The sequence below is a fragment of the uncultured Shewanella sp. genome (genome assembly GCF_947501665.1).
Taxonomy (GTDB): Bacteria; Pseudomonadota; Gammaproteobacteria; order Enterobacterales; family Shewanellaceae; genus Shewanella.
Genome location: NZ_CANMWS010000015.1, coordinates 19,648 through 43,703, shown reverse-complemented (window position 1 = coordinate 43,703; position 24,056 = coordinate 19,648). Strand labels below are relative to the sequence as shown.

14 protein-coding genes are annotated in these 24,056 nt (G+C 38.5%); 5 read left to right on the top strand and 9 right to left on the bottom strand.

All coding sequences use genetic code 11. The features are described from left to right. Positions 1-38: 38 nt before the first annotated feature. Entirely contained in the window at positions 39-1,013 is a 975-nt protein-coding gene (gene cysB / locus Q0976_RS12875) for an HTH-type transcriptional regulator CysB (RefSeq protein WP_299494227.1), read from the bottom strand. A 226-nt stretch (positions 1,014-1,239) separates the two neighbouring features. Between cysB and Q0976_RS12870 the strand changes: the two genes are divergently transcribed. Beyond that, a complete protein-coding gene (locus Q0976_RS12870) occupies positions 1,240-2,010 on the top strand; it encodes a hypothetical protein (RefSeq protein WP_299494226.1) in 771 nt (256 codons plus the stop codon). Between the two features lie 50 nt (positions 2,011-2,060). Here Q0976_RS12870 and Q0976_RS12865 read toward each other — a convergent pair whose 3' ends face one another. From Q0976_RS12865 to Q0976_RS12845, 5 genes are all read right to left on the bottom strand, one after another. After that, entirely contained in the window at positions 2,061-2,933 is an 873-nt protein-coding gene (locus Q0976_RS12865) for a hypothetical protein (protein ID WP_299494225.1), read from the bottom strand. Between the two features lie 274 nt (positions 2,934-3,207). After that, positions 3,208-6,120: a TonB-dependent receptor gene (locus Q0976_RS12860; RefSeq protein WP_299494224.1), complete on the bottom strand. Its 2,913-nt coding sequence runs from the start codon at positions 6,118-6,120 to the stop codon at positions 3,208-3,210. Positions 6,121-7,255: 1,135 nt separating this feature from the next. Further along, entirely contained in the window at positions 7,256-10,075 is a 2,820-nt protein-coding gene (locus tag Q0976_RS12855) for a TonB-dependent receptor (RefSeq protein ID WP_299494223.1), read from the bottom strand. A gap of 1,055 nt (positions 10,076-11,130) precedes the next feature. Next, positions 11,131-12,330, bottom strand: coding sequence for a porin (locus Q0976_RS12850; RefSeq protein WP_299494222.1), 1,200 nt, complete (start codon positions 12,328-12,330; stop codon positions 11,131-11,133). 252 nt (positions 12,331-12,582) lie between these two features. Then, complete coding sequence (locus tag Q0976_RS12845) at positions 12,583-14,964, bottom strand: DNA polymerase II (protein WP_299494313.1); 2,382 nt, start codon at positions 14,962-14,964, stop codon at positions 12,583-12,585. A gap of 154 nt (positions 14,965-15,118) precedes the next feature. Here Q0976_RS12845 and dinG point away from each other — a divergent pair, with 154 nt between their 5' ends. The 4 genes from dinG (at position 15,119) to Q0976_RS12825 (ending at position 19,396) form a co-directional block, all read left to right on the top strand. Then, positions 15,119-17,191, top strand: a complete 2,073-nt coding sequence (gene dinG, locus Q0976_RS12840; protein WP_299494221.1) for an ATP-dependent DNA helicase DinG — start codon at positions 15,119-15,121, stop codon at positions 17,189-17,191. A gap of 8 nt (positions 17,192-17,199) precedes the next feature. Continuing rightward, complete coding sequence (locus Q0976_RS12835) at positions 17,200-17,973, top strand: TSUP family transporter (RefSeq protein WP_299494220.1); 774 nt, start codon at positions 17,200-17,202, stop codon at positions 17,971-17,973. Then, the gene (locus Q0976_RS12830; RefSeq protein WP_299494219.1) at positions 17,964-18,632 is read left to right on the top strand and encodes a primosomal replication protein; all 669 of its coding nucleotides are present in this window, start codon (positions 17,964-17,966) and stop codon (positions 18,630-18,632) included. The genes Q0976_RS12835 and Q0976_RS12830 overlap by 10 nt, the downstream gene beginning before the upstream one ends. A gap of 92 nt (positions 18,633-18,724) precedes the next feature. Further along, positions 18,725-19,396 (top strand): DUF2057 domain-containing protein, encoded by a 672-nt coding sequence (locus tag Q0976_RS12825; RefSeq protein ID WP_299494218.1) that lies wholly within the window; start codon positions 18,725-18,727, stop codon positions 19,394-19,396. Between the two features lie 99 nt (positions 19,397-19,495). Here Q0976_RS12825 and Q0976_RS12820 read toward each other — a convergent pair whose 3' ends face one another. The 3 genes from Q0976_RS12820 to Q0976_RS12810 form a co-directional block, all read right to left on the bottom strand. Beyond that, positions 19,496-20,893: a sugar porter family MFS transporter gene (locus Q0976_RS12820; RefSeq protein ID WP_299494217.1), complete on the bottom strand. Its 1,398-nt coding sequence runs from the start codon at positions 20,891-20,893 to the stop codon at positions 19,496-19,498. 29 nt (positions 20,894-20,922) lie between these two features. Next, the gene (locus tag Q0976_RS12815; RefSeq protein WP_299494216.1) at positions 20,923-22,323 is read right to left on the bottom strand and encodes a sugar porter family MFS transporter; all 1,401 of its coding nucleotides are present in this window, start codon (positions 22,321-22,323) and stop codon (positions 20,923-20,925) included. 113 nt (positions 22,324-22,436) lie between these two features. Next, positions 22,437-23,828, bottom strand: a complete 1,392-nt coding sequence (locus tag Q0976_RS12810; RefSeq protein ID WP_299494215.1) for a sugar porter family MFS transporter — start codon at positions 23,826-23,828, stop codon at positions 22,437-22,439. Between the last annotated feature and the right edge of the window lie 228 nt (positions 23,829-24,056).

Sequence of the window (24,056 nt, the reverse complement as noted above, 5' to 3'; positions counted from 1 at the left end):
ACAAACTGTCGGTGTTTTCATTATTCTATTTTAAGCCATTACCTAACGGGTAACTCCATATTGGCAAACATGGCTTCTATTTGCTGTGGATCTCTTAATGCAACGGCTTTTTCAATCATATCCCGAGTCAAATGAGGAGCAAAGTGCTCAATAAACTCATACATATAGGTTCGTAAGAAGTTACCTTTTCTGAAACCTATCTTAGTAGTACTGTGAGCAAATAAGTGACTGGCATCAATTGCCACTAAATCTTTATCCATATCCTCATCAATGGCCATAGAAGCTATCACCCCTACGCCTAACCCTAAGCGAACATAGGTTTTTAATACATCCGCACTGGTGGCACTAAATACCACCCTCGGCTCCAATCCTGCACGATTAAACGACTTTTCAATTTCAGATGCTCTATCAAAACCAAATACATAAGTCACCAATGGGAATTTCCCTAAATCTTCAATGGTAATTTGACTACGCGCCGCTAAAGGATGATCTCGCGTTACGACAATAGAGCGATTCCAGTGATAACAAGGCAACATGATCAAGTCAGAATATAAGTGCATGGCTTCTGTTGCAATAGCAAAGTCAGCATCCCCTCTGGCGGCCAATTCACTGATCTGCGACGGCGTACCTTGATGCATATGTAAATTAACTTTCGGATAGCGCTTAATAAACCCTCTAATAATATGCGGCAACGCATACCGAGCTTGGGTATCGGTTGTGGCAATATTCAACTCACCTTGATCCGGCTTAGTATACTCTTCAGCAACCTTTTTAATGCTCTCCACTTTACCCAAAATATCATTCGCAATCGCAATCACTTGAGAGCCTGCCGGAGTAACATGGGTTAAATGTTTACCACTTCGCCCAAAAATTTGGATCCCCAACTCATCTTCTAGCATACGAACCTGCTTACTAATACCAGGCTGCGACGTATACAAATTCTCTGCGGTAGCAGAAACATTCAGGTTATGATTTACAACTTCTGCAATATATCTAAGTTGCTGCAGTTTCATCTTTTGTCCTTCAATTCGCTCGTCATACACAACCAGAACAGCTGGCTCAATTGGCATTTAATTATATTAATTGGTTATAGTCTACCGAGATAATTAAATCAAATAGGAATATATCACAGAGAGGAATAATTACACCTAAGATAAGCACAATATCCTCAGTCGATTGCTATCCTAGCCAATTGATATGTAGTAATATTGATATAATTGTTACTTAACAGGTTATTTTATGATATTTACTTTAGTGTTGCTTTTAATTGGTGCGCTACTTCTACTGGTCATAGGCATCAATGTCATACAACAACATAAAGCAAAAATCGACGCTGAAAAACGCAGTGAGCTGGCTCGTCAGCGGGCCATTATCGATGAAACAGATGAAGTATTATCCCATATAGGATTAATCCCTCATTCATCACATATGATCCTTATCTTATACAGTAGAATTCAAATTGCATTGGATACAGCCGCAAAACTCACCCCAAAGTCACATACCGAATATGAACGACGTCGGCTGGATTTAGAGCAACAAATTCAAGCGTTAAAAAATGCCCCTAAAGCGTTTCCCCCCATTGAAGAGTTTCAATTGCCAGAGCAAGATAAACAGGTGTTAGTACTAGTACAAATGCTTAAAAAAATGAAGGCAATACTCAAAGCTGAGCACCATAGAGGCAAGGTGGATCCACAGCTTTATACGTTAGAAGAAAATCATATCGACAGCTTACAATTGAGGATCAATGTCGATGCTATGTTATCACGAAGCCGTGCAGCCTATTACATTAAACAATTCGGCTCAGCAAAACAAATGATCACCAAAGCATTGTCAACCTTGCACACGATTAAAGCACAAACGCCAAATGATCCTTTTATTATTCAAAAAGTGAACGAAGCAAAGGCCATGTTAAAGGACATTGTGGGAGAACAAGAAAATAGCCAAACTACAAAAGCGCCCCAAGAAGGTGCCGATATTGATGTGCTATTCCAACCTAAGAAAAAGTGGTGATCATACAGTGGAAGTCATATCACATATGACTTCCACTGTTATACTATTAACTAATCAGGTCTACAAAGCGAGCACGGTGGTGGTGTTGTCCCTCCCCCAGAATAAAGCATACCTAAATCATAGGAAGTGCTGTACGTACCATCATCGACAAATACAGTTAGATAATAAAGACCTCGCCCCTGATGAGCCGCCATAGATATTGTCACTTCGTTATTTAAGCTTGCTGATTCTACAGTTTTATAAGTTGCCTGGTGATATTGATCATCCACAGACTTCAGTGTTATCTTAACTTTCTGTCTAGAGTCTTTAGCAGCTTTTGAATAAGAGTCTACGGTATAATTAACCTTCGCAGTAATACCTGCAGTTGCAGTTGTTGTTCTCTTTGAAGCGCTATTTATTTTAGGCTTTTTCTGAACCCATACCGTTTCTGCCGAACATTCTCCACCGGAACGATTAACCCAAACCAACCCTGCTCCATGTGTTTTAGTAAATTTCATATTATGGTAGGAGTTACCTTCATAATTCGATTTATCTGTGCCAACATAACCATACTCTGAATTATTGAAATGTACATTTGCATACATATCAAACAAATTGCCTTTCGCTCTGAAGGTCTGATTTTGTATTACATGCTTAGGCACTTCAGCCCGTAAATAATCGAACGAAGACAATATGCCTTTTATTGCTTCTATTAACTGTGCCCAATTATTGACATCTTCATTTGACCGACCATTATCGTTTGCAATGTCATAACCCGCTTCTACTGCTCGATAAATATCATAAACGGGAGGATCATATGGCTTCACTTTTCCATATTCACAATTTTCAGGCAAAGCATAACTTCTTGCGTTAACGCTATTTGAAAACAAAAAACAAGATATACAGCTGGCGACTAGAATAGCCATTTTATTTTTAATTAACATTTCCATTCCTTTTAGTTCTAAATACCTCATCATGAGGAAGCAAAAGAATACCACAAAAAACAAAATAACAACAAAAAGAAAACAAAACAGAAACAAAATCGCAACAAAACAACAATAAAACAACAAAAGATCAGTAGGCAGCAATGGTAATGTATTGTTTGAAAACCGTTACTAGAGCGTCTTTCTATAAATGGTTTAGAGTTAAAATAAAAAAACCGAACATGATTGTTCGGTTTTTTTATGGTTAGCAATGAATTATATGACTCACATGAGCTTAAAAGACCACGGTACCACCTAAGTAAATATAGCGCCCTAGCACATCATAGGTTCCACTCCAAGTATTCCCATTAGAAATACTTGACGGTCCATTCACCATGACTTGCGGTGTTTTATCAAACACATTGTTCACACCTAGTTGGAAGTTCAAATATTCTGTCGCTTGCCAATTACCTGATAAATCAATATAACTCACCGCATCGAACGTCATAGGATCACTACTATCACGCTCATCAGCTTCACCAATATACCGCCAGCGGCCTGTTAGATTCACATCCCAAGGCGTTCCCCAAGTGGTGGTCATCATGTGGCGCCATTTTGGCCTCACTGCCTCACAGGTGCTGCGATCCCATTTACCCGCACATTCTATTGTCGTTCCACCTTTAATATTCTGAATAGTATAAGAGTCTAAATAGGTTCCCACTAAATTAAAGCGCACATCACCCATACTCGTTTCAAGTAGGTAGTTAATGTCAGTATCAACACCTTTGGTGCTTAAATTTCCCGTATTAATTTGCAATGAGGTAATATACCCACTGGCAGACGTACTACCAATCCATAAATCACCATTGGCTGCACTACGGTTAATTGCGGCGCACATTTCTGCATTACCATCTTTACCACAAAACTCAACAATATCGGTAGGTGCAATGGCATCAATCGCATCATCAACACTGATATCAAAATAATCAAATGCGATTGAGAAGTTGTCTAAAAACTCAGGAGTCAATACTAAACCAACAGAAATCGTATCTGAACTTTCAGGGTCCAAGTTCGGATTACCACCACCAAATTGATTATATTGACCAGCTGGGTTAACTAATAAAGCAGAACCGTAATCAGCCGCTGCTAACCCTGTTGCTTGACACTCTGCTAAGCTATAAGTTGGTGCGACAGTATTCCCATTAGCATCTGTAGTAGAACCGCAAGGATCGCCATTTCCCCAGTTAAAGAGTTCTAAGCCTTGAGATTCATATAGTTCACCTAGGTTAGGTGAGCGAACAGCATGCTGCAAGCTAGTCCGGATCCGCACTTGATCGTTCAGTTTCCAGTTTGCCCCCAGTTTATAGGTATTGGTCTGATTGTCAGTAGAGTAATCAGAGAAACGATACGCCCCTTCAAAGACTAACTCTTCTGCCATAAATTTATCTTCTAAAATAGGCAGATTCACTTCAATGAAGTAATCCATCACATGATAGCTACCATTGGTTGCTGTTGACGGCCCGCCCTGCCCAGCACCATCACCACTTTGATAACCTGCATCAGGGGAGTAGGTTAGGCTTTCACTACGATACTCAATACCAAACGCCAAGCCTAAACCTGTTGAGGCTGTCGGTAATGTCCAACCTGCATCGGTCATGTCACCAAATGCACTGGCACTTAATTGTACATTTTCAGTCTCACCCGTGGCATATAATGGTAATACAAGATAATCAATCGCCTCTTGCGTCACCCCACCGGTTGAGAAGATATCCCAAGGCACACAAGTCGTATCAGAGCCATCAACCACAGATTGACATGCCGCATTACCATCAGAGTCAGTAACCACATCTAATGACCTTGCAATACGGGTATTAGACATGTCATTAAGATAAGTTTCTTGAAAAACCACATTACCGTAATTAGCAAACGCATCATAGGACCATTCATCATTAATATTACCACGAACGCCTAATACCCCTCGATATGTCGTATGCCTTAGATCATCTTGTCTCGGCCCGCCTTCCACGTTTCGGCGACCAATGAACATATCAACATCACCCGTTGTAGCTGTGCCACAAAATTTGATCCGCTGCTGTGTGGACAATAATGGATTGTCACAATTGATTGTCGAGGTATTAAAAAAATTACCCGATGGGGCAATTTGCGCCACAGTATGATCATCCATCATACTCACTTCTGAATAAACTTCAGCGTGCTCATTGATTTCATAAAAACCCGTCGCACCCAATAACCTATTTTCATCAGGTCGTTGATAGTAATTCAGCGGACCATAATTAAATGTTGTTTGTCCTTCAACAAAATCTGTTCCAGAAACCGTGTAATAAGTCCCCGCATCATTAACAAAATTACCTGTAGCACTGGTCGCAGATCCTGAACAAGATGGATCACTGTAACTACCACCCAATGCACAACCACTAAAATCACGGCTACCATTAAGCGCCTCATCAACTTTACGATACACTGCATACATGGTCACATTACCATGACCGTCATCAAAACTTGACCCTAAACGCATGGAAAAATTATTGGTATCGCCGTCGGTTACATTGCCCGACTCCACATCATAACCCGCACTCGTTACCAAACTTTGCATATAAGAATCATCATTATCATGTTGATAAAAACTGTATTGATAATCAAATTCAAATCCTTCAAAATCTTTCTTTAAAATAAAGTTAACGACACCAGCTACCGCATCGGCACCATAAGTAGCCGATGAACCACCCGTTAATACATCTACCCGCTCAATCATATTCATGGCAATGTTATTTAAATCAGCAGCCGAACTGCCATTTACGGTTCCCGCAGGTAGTCGACGACCATTAACTAACACTAAGGTTCTGTCTGCCCCTAAACCTCGTAAATCCACCGTTGCAGTTCCAGTGGATCCATTTGAAACAGTTGAATTTTGCGCCGCTATTACCTGAGGCATTTCATTTAGAAAATCTTCAATTCGAGTAATACCCGTGGCTTTAATCTCTGCTGCACTAATAGCTAGAACGGGACTGGTGGTGACATTATTTGCTCTAACGATACGAGAACCTGTTACGGAAATACGTTCGACGGGGTCGACACTTTCTTCTTCTGTAACGGCTGATGCGAAAGGCAAAGCCAATGCACTCGCAGTCGCTCCCCCAATTAAAGCAAGCTTAATAGATTTCGTTATTATTTTTTTATAAAACATCATCAATCTCCATGATTTTATATATTATTTCCATAATTACCTACATCAATTACTCTAACCCTATTCATTAAAAACAAATCGAAAGAATAATTAGATAACACATAGACTTTATATTTTTTGCTAACTCTCCTTTACTCATCGTAAAAAGTGGGTTGGAGTTAATAAAGCAAACATATAATTAACATCTGATAAATATATTTGTCAATTTTTTAAATTAAAAACACTGATATTAAAAACAAAAAAACACTATGAAAATAAAAATATATTGAATAAATAACCAAACTGATATTTAAAGCTTACCGTTCTCTCTTTATGATTATTGCAATAATAAAAACGTTAATAATCACAAAAAAGTATTAATACTAAATAATGATGCAATTAGTATTTGTCATTTTAATTTTTCACATATAAAAAAGTCTGATTCCCTTTAAAAATCAAGCTTAATGAATATAGAATTTAGCGGTTATTTTTGTGAATAATTTATCCCATCGTATTGCTAATCTTTACTAATAATGCGCCATAGAGACAATTTCCGTTCCAGCTATCATTCAGCATAAAAATGTAAACCGAACAAAATATGATTTTAATGTAACAGTTAATCGATGTATGAATACATCATAATAAGCTCTTTGACTCTAATGAAATTGATGTGACCATTTAAAAACAACAACACTTTAGCATTAATACATTCCACTTATTAAATAGCACTGCCAATTAGCATTATTTAAATGACCGCTTAGGATGACAATGAATATAAAACCAATAATCGCATGTTACTCACACGAGAATCACACTTTATCGAATAAAATATAAAACATGAGTAAATAAAAAGTCAGTTGCCCTAGATGTAAAATTATCAATTCAATGGTATTGATTTTCATCGTCTAACATCATAACTATTTGGATATAGCCTAAAATATCGACGCTCATATCAAATGAAAAAGCAATCAAAATCGATATGCTTCCAGCACTAGCAACGATGTCCCTGTTCATCTTTGAAATGAACAACAAGCTCAACATATAGCTAAATCAATATAAAACGTGTCATTGATACAAAGAGCAAAATAAATAACACTTAAGCCATAAAAAAACGCCGCACTAGGCGACGTTTTGAGTAACTAATAAGATGACTGTAAGATTAGAATCTTACCGTACCTCTTAGGTAGTAATAACGACCCAGTACATCATAAATTGCAGGCGCTGTATTAGCCGAGTTGTAACCTGTGTAATACTCAGGTTCTTGGTCAAATAAGTTGTTCACACCCGCACCAAAGGAAACGGTTTCGTTAAGAATGTAAGTTCCTGACAGGTTATGATAGAAAACGGCATCTGTTTCTGCACCATAACATCCTGAATCACAAGCAGCTGACATTGACTCCATACCATCAATGTAACGAATTTGATAGGTTGCACTCCAATCATCACCCGCCGCTTTCAAATCTAAATTAGACTTGTATTTCGCATAGCCACCAATATCACTTGAGCTGGTAATTTTACCTGCATAATCCGTCACAGTACCGTTTTGATCGGTTGTTTCAAATTTAGTAATAATAGTGGTATCTGAATTGATTCTCCAATCAAGCCCTAACCCTTCAAAGGTATAAGCCATGTTGATATCAAAACCAGTTGTGCTTTCGCCGCCCACATTTCTTAAACCGTTATCAAAAATAATGCGTGTATCTGAGCCTACTGATACATTGGCATCTTGACAAACAGCATTACCACTATTTTGCAATTGACCTGTGTCACTCACGCATAAATTAGCAATATAATCGGCATCAAGTTCGGTAATGGCGTTAGTAATGTCAATATCAAAATAATCCACGGTTGCCGAGAAGTTCTCTAAGAAGCTGGGCTGCAGTACAACACCTAATGTTGTAATGTTAGCTTCTTCTGGCTTAAGGTTCTCATTGCCACCCACTGTTACTTTTGCTTGATCAAATGCTGAAGCAGCATGGTCAATAAAGCTGTAAGAATTACTTGCTCCGCCATATAATTCATCAACAGAAGGTGCCCTGAAAGCTGTCGAGCGAACACCACGTAACATGATGCTGTCATTCACTTGCCAAGTTAACCCTAACTTCCATGTATTATCATCACCAAAGGTATTGTAATCAAAGTAGCGAATAGCCGCACTTAAATCCACTTGTTGTGCCAATGGCAATTCACTCAATAGAGGCACAGCTAATTCAAGATACGCCGCTTTTACCGTATAAGAACCTGCTGTGGCTTCTTCACGATCATCACTGCCTAGCCCTTGTGCAGTAATTGGGTCTGGTGTTTTACCTGCCGATTCTTTACGATGACTCACACCTGTGGCAAAACCAAGCTCACCTGCAGGAAGTTCCATGATATCGCCTGACAAGTTTGCCGAGTAAATATCCATCTCAGTGTAACTTTTTTCTACCGAAGTATAATTATATTGCGCTAAATTTTCACCCGACCATGATGTTTGCAATACAGGATCAAACGTTCCCGCAATAATATCATCTGTAATGGCTGTCATATTATGCAAGTTTTCAGTGGTTGACGTTGCATCGTTACGGCCTTTATTTAAGGCAACATCCCATGTCCAACCATTATCGAATTCGCCTTCAAGACCTGCCACAATGCGAATAGTGTCAACAGACTGAGCAAAATTACGCGTACCAGACTCTAATAAGCGGCGGCCATAACTAACCGTCTCACCGGTTTGAACAGAGCCTACAAGCGCATCACTCATCCAACCCGCTTGAGAATAAGAAATCGTATCATTGATAGGAATGCTTATACCATTCCCACTCAGTGGATTATAAGCAAATTCAATACCTACTGGCTCTGGCGCCATTTGTTGGTTAGTCCAGCGCTTACTGTACATGCCCTCAGCGAAGAAAGTGACTGAATCAAATAACTCGTAAGTACCTGATGTAGTTAAATTAATACGCTCAAGTGGCGTATACAAATAACTGTATTCATTATAGTTAAACTTATCGTTATTATCACCTTCATAAATGTAATCATGATAAGTCCCACCACGACCACTTAAATCCGCTTTTTTGTTATTCTCATCGAAGTATTTAAATATCGGGTTGCCTGCACCATCATCAACATACTCGCCATAAAAGCCAGCATCACCTATAGCGTAAACCGGATTACCAAATTTATCGGTACCTGATTTTGTTATTTCAAAGTTTTCATCCCCTTTAACATGACCACCTAATGATGTCGAGCTACCGCCACAATAGAGACTAGTACCACCACTTTCAGCTAATGGACAAGAAGAATAATCACGATCGGCTTGGCCGGTTTCGCCTCGTTTAGTGTATTGAATGTTCATCACAAGGTTACCCTTGTCAAAACTATTACCCATGGTGACATCAATGATAGTTTCATCGCCATCACCATGTTCAGTCATGCCTGTTTGCGCATTGAGCTCAAATCCTTCAAAATCACGCTTTAAAATAACGTTAACCACACCGGCAATGGCATCTGAGCCGTAGGTTGCAGACGCGCCATCTTTTAGTACTTCAATACGCTCAACCATGGACACGGGAATAGTATTTAAATCAACGGTAGAAGATGCACCTGTTCCCGATGGGATCATACGGCGACCATTCACCAATACTAATGTACGCTCTTCACCTAAACCACGTAAGTTAACAGTTGCATTACCACGACCACCATTATTGGTCGTTGCACTTGTCATGCCGCCGCCGGATGCTGTTAACTGCTGCAATACGCCGTCAATAGAGGCACTACCCAAAGCTTGAATGGCTGATGCATCAATGACAGTCACTGGACTGGCTGTTTCCATGTCAGAGCGTTTAATACGTGAACCTGTTACAGAAATGCGCTCCACTTTAGCCGCTTTTTCTTCTGCTTCTGCAGCAAAAACTGATGGTACAGTAATAGCACTTGCTGTCACAGCGCTCATTAATGCAAACCGAACCGAATTGGCTAGATAATTATTCTTATACATATAGTCAATCTCCCTAGACTTTTTTTATTTTTTTAACGACACAGATTTTTAAAAGTAACTTCTGGGGCCACATTTGATACATCTGATACATCGGATACAGATAAAAACACAAAAAAAACATTTAATCAACAAAAAAACCCATGAAATTACAATGATTGCGGGCATATGAGACTTTTGTGAATAAGAAAAAGCTGAGAGGTTGAAAATGACAAAATCACGTTTTATTTACAAAAAAATTGCTAAAAATCTAACTAAGTAAAAAATGGCTGTTGATTAAAAGCACAAAGAATTCATTCAATATATTGATATATATCATAAAAAAACTAATCTTTATAAAAAGTATCTTTGATGATATTGACAACATTTAAATGGTTTCAATACCCCCAAAAAGAACTAGCTATAAATGACTAACTAAAAATAATGAACAAGTATAATAGGTAAACAAAGGTGAATATTTTTCTAATAGTTGTCGTCAGAGTCATTTCTATAAATAAAAGATAAGTCATACCATCAAAATGAAAAAACGCATTCTTCAGTTCGTACCCTAGGGAAATCTAGCCTAGCTTCTGATGGAGATGATCCAAACAGGCTAAAACTCATGTTTATCTATATTCATTGCACTTGATATCTAGGAACGGATCTTTGGTGATAATTTGCAGCAGTTTGTTGGGTTTCTATGCCAGTTCTCTACAAGGCAGAACTGATGTTATATCGTTATACTCGGCTTTGATTCCTGACGCCACTCAATCTTCTCCACCGAAGGTTTACAGACGAATACATGTCATATTCACATGAATGTGAAGAACGGGCTTGGGGTCGTACATCAATAAGCAATAACGCGATTAAAAGACACCAGAAACACTGTCTTCATTCTTTTAGCAGGATTAACTTAAGCGTGTTTTACACTTAACTGTAGCCTTAACTTAACCTGATTTGATGGTCTCCTCCCTCACATCATGTTACTTAGGCTGATATAAGCCATATAAAGATAAGTCAATCTACCATAAAAAAGCACCCTTTAAGGGTGCTCAGTCACTAATGTGATGTAAAAAAATTTATAGGTAATAACGTATGCCTATCGCAACTGCATCACTTTCATCATCATCCATGAGTGTTTGGATTGATGCAGTACTGCTTTTAGAGTCACTTAAATCTTTACGGGCTTCAATATAAACCACCGTTTTAGGTGTCCATACATAGTGTAATCCCAAGACTAAAAACTCACGTTTAAAAGTGTCACCGTTATAATCATCACCATAACTACTATCTGCTTTTAAGACGTTATAGGCAATAAGTGGACGTAAGCCATTCTCAAATTTATAGGAGAACAAAGATTCTAAACCCACGGCTTCTGGGATCAAACGGCCAGCAGGATCGGTATCATGATATTTTTGTTGGTTAACATTCGCCGCAGCATAAAAACCTTCACCGTTCCAACTACCATATGTCGCACCAGCACCATAAATTGAGTCGGTATAGCTATTTTTAGTCCAGTTAGCGCTACTTGATCCTACATCACCTGTCCATGCATCAAACTCGCCTCGGTTCCCCCCCGCGGTTAACACAAAGTTATTCGTTACTTGGTAAGTCATCGAAATGCCGTAGGTATTATAATAATCCAGTTGCTGCACACTCTGAGAAGTCACGAATAAACTACTATTATCTGTTGTGGTATTCGTCGTATAAGTATCTTGTTTAAGCTGTCCTTGCAATGCAAAGCTAAAGTCACCAAAGGCATTCCGGTATTGTACCGCTTTATCAGCACGCCCCGTGCCATTCACCGAACCATCTGCCGCATTATAAGTGTAGGTTCCTGAGGTGTTACCATCCCAGCCTAATAGGTTAGTATTGTAAACCACATCATACCAAACACCCCATTGCTTACCGATTGCCACCGAGCCATATGTGTCATTACTAAGGCCCACATAACCTAGTCGGTTGGTTAAAAATTCACTACTGCTTGAGGTTAAACCATTTGAATCATCATACGCAACACTGGTGTTGCCAACCATGTTAACGGCCCATTCAAGCTTAGAAAACGCTTTCCAGTCATGGGTCAGTTGACGAGTAAAATTGAAATTAATTCGAGTAGAGCCATTAGACACATCCGTTTCACCTTGAGTAGTGATCACTTTTGCGTCTATCCAACCACCAATACCAACTGCATTTTTATTATCTTTATAAATTTCAATAGCTGATGCTGATGGAACAAAAATAACTGCTGCTAATGCCGATGCAACTAGAGTCTTTTTCATATGATCCCTAACCTTATTTGTTTTTAGTATAATTAAAATTTGTTGTTTTAATATTTAACTTAATTTTAATCATTCCATTGTTTTTTTCGTCCTTTGTTGCATCAGATGTTAGCAACAAATAAGTATCGACTTAAAGACGAATATTACAAAAAACTGAGATTTCCGCATCACGTTAACTAAAGAAACCATACAACACCATGCAATAAAACCAAATTAGAACACTTAAAAAGTTTTTTCGCAACATAACACCAATCAAATTAACATCATTTGATTGGTTGCAACTTCATTAAAGCTTTTATTTAAGATTGTCAGTACTGGTTCAGCAACCGGTGCCAGTTGCTTTTCCACATAATAATCAAAATCAATACAAGAGCGTCTCAAATCGGCTGGTTCAGCACCATTCACTGTCATCACATATTCTACTCGAGTGCCCTTTTTTAAATAGTCCGCCTTTTTTGTCCATAAAGAGAGCCGCTTTGCTGCATCAATGTGAGGTGCTGACTTAATTTTATAATCACACACATCTCTTTTTAAACGTTTGCTAAACACCAATTCATTATTAAGTTGTTCATTTGTTAAATTATGCAAAATACCCTGCAAAAAAAGGATCACGTCCTGTCCCTGAAATAATCTTAAATAAAGTTCATACTGCACCCGTTTTGCCAAAGGGCTCCAATCACTCCTTACCTGCTCCATTCCCTTAAAAATCATGTTAAGGGAAGCATCATCTCGTGCTATCGCACCGACATAACGCTTTTTAGATCCTTCTTTAGAATCACGTAAGGTAGGCATAAAAAAATGTTGATAATGACATTCGTACTCTAATTCCAAAAAGCTATCCAATTGCCATTCGATTTTGAGCTTATCAGACCATTTATCCGTTACCATTATCGCTAATTGTTTGCCTAAATCATCAATTTCTTCTGAAGAACTTATGGTGGTATCACCTAACCACACAAAAGTAGAGTCAGTATCACCATAAATCACTTGATAGCCAAGATCTTGGATCCAAGCACGAGTTTGTTTCATTATTTCATGTCCCCGTAACGTAATTGAGCTCGCTAATCGAGGATCATGAAACACACACCCTGTAGACCCTAAAACACCATATAAGGAATTCATAATGATTTTTATCGCTTGGGATAAAGGGGCATTATCTTCTTGCTTGGCTTTCTCTCTTTGCAAAGCCAGATTGGTCACTATTTGAGGTAAAATCGCATTTTTTCGAGCAAATTTGGCCCCTAAAAAGCCATCAACAGTATCATTATTCTTTGCAAGAACACCTTCAATTAATCCTTTAGGATCAATTAAAAAGCTGCGAATAATAGACGGATATAAACTTTTAAAGTCAAGCACCAATACATCTTTGTATAACCCTGGAACTGAATCCATAACATATCCACCAGGACTATCCTTTATATCACCACTGGGCATCACTGGCGCAACATAACCCGCTCGATGTAGATGCGGCAAATAAAGATAATTAAACGCCGCTACTGAGCCTCCCACACGTCCTAGCTCTAATCCCGTTAATTTCGATCTTTCAATTGCAAATTCAAAAAGTTGTGTTTTTTCAAAAATATCCCACACTAATCGACTATCAGTTATGTTGTAATGAGCAAGTGCTATTTTATCATGCTGAAAAAGTGACACAATTTCATTGAGTCGATTCTCTACTTGATTAATCGCTTTTCCCTCACCTAATAAAGCATGGGCAACAAAATCTAAAGCATAACGCTCAAATTGATAAAAAGCCGCTTTCAACCAATCAATGCCTTCTAATACAACTCTCCCCGGTAATAATAAGGTTTCTGGGCGGTATTTATCGACCACTTTCCAGCCCAGCTCGCTATTATTACGGCCGATAGTTAAGGCAATACCATGTAATTTTGCTCGTTTATACAACAGCGCAAGATCAAAATTCACCACTGACCAACCAATAATAATATCGGGATCATAAAGCTTAAACCAAGTAATCAATGCATGGATAAGCATCACTTCATTTGTAACCCATTGTATATAGTCTGGGTACTTTCCATGCTCTTGGTATTCACCGACCATCAAAACTTTTTGATAAACACTGCCGTTGGGCTCTTTACCATACAATGCGACAGAATAGAGCTCCCCTTGTGGACTGCATTCAAAATCTAATGAAATCGCTTTCAACGCTAGCTCAATATTGGCTTGTCGTGCTCGATTGGCAATGAATACCTCACCAAATGCAGCTATATTGCTGTCAAAGCCGCTAAATTCGACATCTAACGCCACAAAACGCTCCATTAAAAAGCGGGTTTCAGCTTTAATATCCGACTCATAAAGCACGATATTGGCATCTGTTAACACTCGAATCAGTTGCCTGTGAATCGCCACTGTCGCAGAGTAAATAGCAGAAATGCAGTGACCTTGAAAATTTTTTAATGTTACTGTTTCTAATCGAATTTTTCGGTCTTTCATTAAGGTCTTAATGCGCTTGACATCCTCAGTTTTACAAAAGCAAATAACCTCACTTTTGACTAAAACCTGCCTAGGGCCTAACAACGTTTGTATAAAGTACTGCAGATAATAATCATCACCGTTGTAAATGCCTTGACGAGTTAATACTCGACCTTTTAGGCTGACAGGCTTTGTTGGCATTACATTCATGGCTAAACTCACTCAAGTACACTCATTGATTCAACCTCTATAGAGCATTGTCAAAACAAAAACACATAATTAACATTTAAAAGCTTCTTAGGCTAGGCCTTTTACTGTTATTATGTACAGCATTATTTCTTTTGTTTGTAAAATCATGTTATCGGCAGATGTTAAAACCCAAATACGTTCTATTTATAAAGGTATTGCAGACACACTTCCTCATTTTTGTCCGCGCAAAGAACAAAATTATATTGTGGCAGAAATATCGAAAACCTTAGCAGGCGAATACGATAAACACAGACGTATTATTGTTGTGGAAGCAGGCACAGGCATTGGAAAATCATTGGCTTATTTACTGGGCGCCATTCCATTAGCCCTTGCCAGTAAAAAGAAAGTCTGCATCGCCACAGCAACCGTTGCCTTACAAGAACAACTATTGCAAAAAGATCTGCCTTTTTTTCGTCAACAATCCAACTTAGATTTTAAGTATGGCTTAGTCAAAGGTCGCCAACGCTATGTGTGTGTGTCTAAATTAACCATGATGGCTGAAGAAACCAATACGACACAAATGGCATTATGGCAAACCAAGCCTGACTCTCACCAATTAGACACGTTAAAAATACTGCTTGATGACTATAATCAACAAAAATGGAATGGTGAGAGAGATACACTCAATCAACCAATTGCAGATCATTTGTGGCAACAAATTGCTTGTGATAAACACAGCTGTCATAAACAACATGCCAGTCACAGACATTGCCCTTTTCATAAGGCCCGTGAAGATCTGGATACATGGGATGTCCTTATTGCCAATCACAGTTTATTACTGGCTGATCTAGAATTAGGTGGCGGAGTGATCCTTCCCGAACCTGAAACCCTATTTTATATTGTGGATGAGGCCCATCACCTTCCTAATGTCGCTCGTGACTTTAGTAGTGCACAAGCCACATTACGCGGAGCAATTGATTGGCTAGATAAAATGAGTAAGACATGTGCAAAACTACAAAATCAAATCAAAAGTAATAATATCATTGCCCCTGCACAGGCTATGCAAGATCATATCGCTGAACTTTCAAATCAACTTAATCAAATTGCATCCTATTGCGACACGCAAAACGCTCGCTTTGATAACCCAGAAAATCGATTCCGCTTTGAACACGGTGTGTTACCCGAAGGTTTACTCATTCAAGCTGAAAATGCAGCAACAGCTTCCAATAATGCCCTTAAGCAATTTAATAAGATGCTATCACTACTCAATGAAGCGATTAAAGATGGTGATATAGCAAAACATCAATCTGAAGCCTTGCTTTCAGAGACGGGATTTATGCTACAGCGCCTGGAAAATCTACAAAAGCTGTGGAAAATGATGGCCAAAAAAGATAATCCTAAGGGCGCACCTCAAGCACGTTGGATAGAACAATTAACTGGCAAGCAAAGCGATTACTTATTTAACTCCTCACCCATTGAAGTCGGATTCATGCTTGAATCATTATTATGGGAAAAAGCGGCTGGTGTTGTATTGTGTAGTGCAACCTTAAGAGCATTAAATAATTTCAATCACTTTACTCATCAAGTTGGCCTGTCTCTCACTGATGGCAGCCGTTACTTAGCAATGAATTCCCCTTTTGATTTTGAAAATAATGCTACATTATACTTGCCCAAAATGGACACAGAGCCCACCCATGAAGCCTTCACGGAAGAACTCGCAAAAAAAATTATGACCTTAATTGAAGATGAACAAGCCAGTTTGGTCTTATTTGCTTCCTATTGGCAAATGGAAAAAGTCGCTGGACTCATTGAAGCCAAACTCGCTCAACCACTTCTTATTCAAGGTACAGCATCAAGACAAGCTATATTATCGGATCACAAAAAGCGCTGTGATAAACAAGAACCAAGTGTTATTTTTGGCACCGGCAGCTTTTCTGAAGGCTTAGACTTGCCAGGTGATTATTTAACCAACCTCATCATCACAAAACTGCCTTTTGCCGTTCCAACCTCCCCCGTTGAACAAGCTCACGCTGAATACATAAAAATAAAAGGGGGAAATCCTTTCTTACAACTGACTATTCCAGATGCTTCGCGTAAACTAATACAAAGTTGCGGTAGATTATTACGTAAAGAACAAGATTATGGTCGAATAACCATTTTAGATAGACGATTAGTCAGTAAACGCTATGGGAAATCTTTACTCAATTCTCTCCCACCATTTCGACAAGTGATTGAATAGGAAACCTTTTGGATTTATTACTTGAACCCAGTTCTTGGGCTATTCTGGCATTAATTGGATTTATTGCAGGGTTTATTGATGCTGTAGTCGGCGGAGGCGGCCTCTTATCTATTCCTGCGTTACTCACTATGGGAGTGAATCCACATATGGCATTAGGTACAAACAAACTTGCCGCCTCTTTTGGATCTTCCATGGCTGCTTTTACCTATTATAAGCAGAAATTATTTTCCCCAAGCCTTTGGTATCACAGTTTTATTGCGGCTTTTATTGGTGCAGTGATTGGATCTTTCTCTGTTTACCTCGTTAATAATGTATGGCTAGAGAAAGCATTACCTGTCATTATTATCCTCATCGCACTCTATACCTTACTGCAGCCTAATGCGATGGGCGATCAAAACTCAACACCGCCCACCAGCCCCGTTTCTCCTTTAAAACAATGGTTACAAGCCATCCCTCTAGGGTTCTATGATGGCTTTGCCGGTCCCGGTACAGGCGCCTTTTGGACAGTATCAAGCAGCCGTTTACATCAATTACCATTATTGCATAGTTGTGGCCTCGCCCGCGCGATGACCTTTACCAGTAATGTGACTTCATTAATCATTTTTTTCCTGCTACAAAAAGTCAATATCACACTCGGTTTATCCATGGGAATATGTATGATGTTAGGGGCTTATATTGGTGCTCACTCAGCCATTAAATTTGGCTTTCCTTTCATTCGACCTATTTTCATAACCATCATCATTATCATTGCCGCTAAACTCGCTTGGAGTGCATGGATTTGACTAAAAACACACTGATTAATAAGCTCAAGCAACAGCTTAAGCGGCTTGAACAAGATGTCCTCCAACATGATAGTCAACTGCCTAAAACACAACAAAAAATGCTACTTGATGTTGAACGTTTTAATAGTGCTCTATTTATTCAATCTGGCGCGAAACTCTTCCCTTGTATTGAACAAATCGCTAAAAATATTAATCAACTAGAAAAACAGCTCAGCTTCAAGCAAACGTCTCAAGCACTGATTTATCAATGTCAACGGATCCAAGATCAATTTACGGCAGTAAAACGTGCTTTACAAGCGACTTCTTTGGACGTTAAAACGGCACAACATACCAAAACAATTAAACGAAAACTCGCAATAAAGCGTCACCAACTTGCCCACCAAGATAGTGGTTTTAATTGGATTGCATCCACAGTGATGCAAAACAGTCATAAACTCTATGAAGAACTCAATAAGCATCTGAACTGGCAAAAGAAAATGCAATATAAAATTGACATATTGCAATCAAATTTAACCCAGTGTCATAAAAATGAAAAAATTACCCTGCAGAATGACATTTTATTATTACACCGACGTTTAGGTAAATGTTGCCAAGCCATTACCTATATAGAAGAACGTATTCAACTTTTTGAAAGACCCAACAAAAATCGAAATTATTAACAAAATATGCCATGATAACCTCATCAAGTTAATAACCTCATTTGTATGAATAAATATAATCCCTAGACTCTGTTAGTGCTTAAGGAATGAACATGAAATCAATACGTATCATCACAGCTGTATTCACTCTCATTGCAAGTGTACCTAGCCTAGCGGCTACTTTGACGATTCCAATGTCATTTGAATATCTCGCCATTGATGGGCAAAAAATAAAAACAAATTTTTTTACCCATAAATCTACTCTCAAATTACAACCAGGTAGTCATAAGATTGCGATTCGATACAGTGATATGATTGAAGATGATTACAGTGATAGTGAATACAGGGTTGAATCATCACCCTTTATCGTCACCTTAGAGGTCAAAGAAAACCAAAAATACCAATTAGAGCCAGTTGGCGGAGTGCCGGTAAAGGATCCCAAGGCTTTTGCCAAATCACCACAGGTGATCATTAAGCAAAATAACAATGGTCATGTCTCCTTTCAAGTAAAACAAACAGACTTTACTGAAGACAGTTTTGTATCGCAATTATTCACTCGAAATAAACAGGACATCAGTCCGGAAGCCGCAGCCGCCGCAGCAACAGTAAAAGGTAATGCGCAAACCATCACTTCCCAACCAATACAAGATCCAATTCGTCAGGCCACATCCCCAGACACAAGTCCGTCAGCAAAAGAAGCCCAAAAAATGTTAAAGTATTGGTGGCAACAAGCAGATGAACCCACAAGAAAGGCTTTTATGAGCTGGGCTATACAGCAGATGTAATAAACCATAGCAAACAATAATGCTCATTCGTTAATCGCTCTGATAGGACGATTAACGACCTACCATTTTAAAATCGACTTATACAGAGCCCCATGCCATTCAATACTGCATTGCTTCTAATTCTTTTCCTTTTGTTTCATATATATATTTATATACAAAAATAATAGACAACAATGCGATCCCACTATAAAGCCCATATGCGGTAATCAGTCCCAATTGAGACAAAATGATAGGGAATGTCATCACAGTCAATAAATTCGAGCTCCATAAAGCCACACCAGTTACAGCTAACGCAGAACCTCTAATGGGATTGGGGAACATCTCACCTAATAACACCCACATTACAGGTCCCCAAGACAAACTAAAAAAGAATACATAGGCATTAACAGCAATCAGTATAATCCAATTCAATGCTTCCAAAGTAAACAGATCTGACGGTTCTTTTGATGTGAAATAAAAAGTTGTCCCCATGGCGACTAATGACACTGTCATGCCAATAGATCCTATTAACAGAAATACTTTTCTCCCCCACTTATCAATAAAAAATAAAGTAAAGACGCAGGCTATTAAACACGTCAGGCCCACAATAATGTTAATCAATAATGCATCAAGTTCAGTAAAACCAGCGTTTTTCCAAAATAACACTCCATAATAAAAAATAACATTAATCCCCGTTATTTGCTGAAAAATGGCTAAACCCAATCCAATCCAAACAACCTTATACAGCTTCCCTGTTTGCTTATCCTTTAAATCTGAAAAACGAGGCATATGTGATTCTGATAAAGTCAGTGAAATCTCAAGGTACATAGCTTCGCCAATAAACTGACCATACAATTTAGTCAACACCGCTATTGCTTTTTGATGTTGCCCAGATAACACCAAATAACGAGGAGTTTCAGGAATAAATAATAAACCCAATAAAAAAATAAATGCAGGTAATAACTCCATCCAAAACATCCAACGCCATACTTCAAATCCAAACCAAAATTTATGGCTAGCTCCTCCAGCAATTTTCACTAAAATATAGTTACTCACAAAAGCAAGAAACAAACCTAAAATTACTGCAATCTGCTGAATAACACCTAACGAACCTCGATAGCGAGCCGGGGCGACCTCAGCGATATACATAGGAACAATAACAGATGCTGCTCCCACCCCTATTCCCCCCAATAGACGAAATGCAATAAACCATGAAGACGTCGTTGCAAAACCCGTTCCCCAAGAACTTAAAACAAACAAGATTGAGATAAAAATTAATAAGGTACGCCGACCATATAAATCAGCCAAATGACCAGCAAAAAAAGCACCAATGGCGCAGCCTACTAACAAAGACGCAACATTAATGCTCAATCCCATAAAATGAGAGTCAAACGCCAATGCTAACCCACCTAAACTTCCGTTAATAACACCTGTATAAAAACCAAATAAAAAAGAGCCTATCGCGGCAATAAAACTGATCATGGTAATGAAAAATATCTTTTCATTATTGTGGCTCATATCATAATCTCCATACGTATTATGATTTTTTACATACTCATCTCTTCTAGTTCTTTACCTTTCGTTTCATTTAAATATCGATAAACAAATATAATCGAAAGAAAAGCAAATAAACTATAACTGGTGTAAGCACCCACTAAGCCAACATTGCTCAGTATTAATGGAAAACTCATTGTAATAATAAAATTGGCTACCCAATGAATAAAACCTGTCACCGCTAACCCTGAACCTCGTATTTGATTTGGGAACATTTCCCCCAAAATCACCCACATGACAGGCCCCCAAGATAAATTAAAGAAAAAAACATAAGCATTAGCCGCAATTAACGCTAACATGTCGTAATGGCCTAAATCCAACACTCCATACATATCTGGAGCGGCTTGAAAAAATACAAATACAAGCAATAATAAACAAACGGTAATTCCCACTGAACCAACTAATAAAAAAGGCCGCCTGCCCCACTTGTCTACAAAAAGAATCGTAAAGATACACGCCCCAACACTTAACCCAGCACTGATCACATTAATTAACAGCGCATCCGATTCAGAAAACCCCGCCACTTCCCATAAAATGGCACCATAATAAAAAACCACATTAATACCGATTAACTGCTGGAAAGCAGCAATACCCATGCCTATCCATACCACTCGCCTCACTTTTCCTGTCGAAGGATTTTTTAAGTCAGATAACCTAGGTTTATGATCCGCTGATAACGACAATGAAATTTCCATTAATTTGGCTTCACCAAAAAACTGCCCATACAGTTTAGTGAGTACCTTAAGAGCTTGCTTATTCTTTTCTCTAACCACTAAGTAACGTGGGCTTTCCGGTACAAAAAAAAGAGTAAATAGAAAAACAAATGCTGGAACTAACTCTCCCCATAGCATCCAACGCCATGCTTCATAACCTAACCAAAATGCATTAATTGACGTTCCAGCCCAATGAACAAGTAAATAATTACTGATAAAAACAAAAAACAAACCAACATTGATAGCAACTTGTTGTAAAGCAGCATAAGCCCCACGATAACGTGCAGGCACCACCTCAGCAATGTACATAGGCACCAAAATAGAGGCCGCCCCAACGGCTAGTCCCCCTATCATTCGATAAACAATAAATTCATTGGAAGAGCCCGCAATTCCAGAACCCCAAGCACTCACAATAAATAATATTGCCGAAATCACCATCATGAATCGACGACCATAGATATCAGCCAGCCGACCGGCATAAAAAGCCCCAATTGCGCAGCCAAGTAATGTCGATGCAACATTAAAGCTTGATGCCACTAAGGTTAAGTTAAACGCTAACCTTAATCCTCCAACCGTGCCATTAATGACCCCAGTATCAAAACCAAATAAAAAAGCCCCCATAGCAGCAACGCAACTAATAGACATAATAAGGATGGTATTTTCATTACTGTGTTTGTTCATACTTTTTATCCAGTATTAGTCACTACAATCGCACTTCAAAAACTCATCAATCAAACGTTAAAAATGACAAAAAATATTACGCAAATGGATTTAATGGCCAAATTAACTCAATATTAAATATCTTCTAATTCTTTTTCTTTAGTTTCACTTAAGTAATAAAAAACAAAAAAACCTGCGATCAATGTAAACCCACTGTATACACTAAATACACCCACCATACCCATTGAGCGAAGCAGTAGAGGAAAAGTCATCACGATCATAAAATTTGCAATCCAATGCATCAAACCTGCTAACGCTAAAGCTGAGCCTCTAATTTGATTGGGGAACATTTCACCCAACATTATCCAAACGACAGGCCCCCAAGATAAATTAAAAATAAATACGTATAAATTAACAACAATTAACGTTAACACTTTATATTGTCCTAAATTTATGACGCCATAAACATCTTTCTCTACGTTCATAAAAATAAAAGCAAGGGTTAATAAACTAAGAAATATCATCACACTACCAAACTTTAATAGTGGCCTTCTTCCCCAAATATCCACCAAAAAAATCATAATAAGACAACCCACACCACCAACACAAGCTACAATAATATTAATAAATAACGCATTAAGTTCTGAAAAACCGATAAGCTCCCATAAAACAGAACCATAATAAAATATAACATTGATACCTATAAGCTGCTGAAAAATAGCAATAAAAACACCAACCCACACCACTCTATGGACTTTCCCTGTTACTCTATGCTTTAAATCTGATAATCTTGGCGCATGATCACTTGAAAGTGACATAGAAATATCCAATAGCTTAGCTTCGCCTAAAAATTGTCCATACAGTTTAATGAGCACCTTTAAGGCCAACTTATTTTTTCCTTTAACCACTAAATATCGTGGGCTTTCGGGGATCCAAAATAAAGTAATAAGAAAAATAACGGCTGGCAATAACTCTCCCCATATCATCCAGCGCCATGTTTCAAATCCAAACCAAAACTCATTGATTGACGTACCTGAAAACTTAACCAATAAATAGTTGCTAATATAAACCACCAAAAAGCCTAAAATAATGCCAAATTGCTGTAACGTACCGTAAGCTCCTCGGTAATGAGCAGGCGCAATTTCAGCAATATACATTGGCACAAGTATTGAGACTGAGCCCACAGCTAAACCACCAATGAGTCGATAGAAAATAAAAACATCTGAGGTATCTGCTATTCCCGAACCTGCAGCACTGACGATAAATAACACCGCTGCGACGATTAACATTGTGCGTCGCCCAAAACGATCGGATAACCAACCAGAATAAAAAGCTCCCACTCCACAGCCTAATAACATTGAGGCGATATTGAAACTTGATACAAAAAGACTAGAGTCAAACGCAAGCCTTAATCCGCCTACCGTCCCGTTTATAACGCCTGTATCAAATCCAAATAAAAAAGATCCCATTGCAGCAATGCAACTAATCGACATAATAAGAGGAAAGTTATTATTGCTATATTTCATTATTCGTGTGTATTCCTCTCTAGTCACAGACAAGTCAAAATACAATGGAAAAAATCAGCACTCTTAGGGTCTGTGACTCCTTCGAGGTTAAATCATGCTCATGTGAACATATTTTAATCACAATAAGAGGGATCACGCCTAGTCATTCTAAGTCCCCTTTCTTTGATAGAGGACTCTCAACAAAGAGTCAAACACGTTTAACAGGCTTCAGCGGGCAGCGCTTGACAC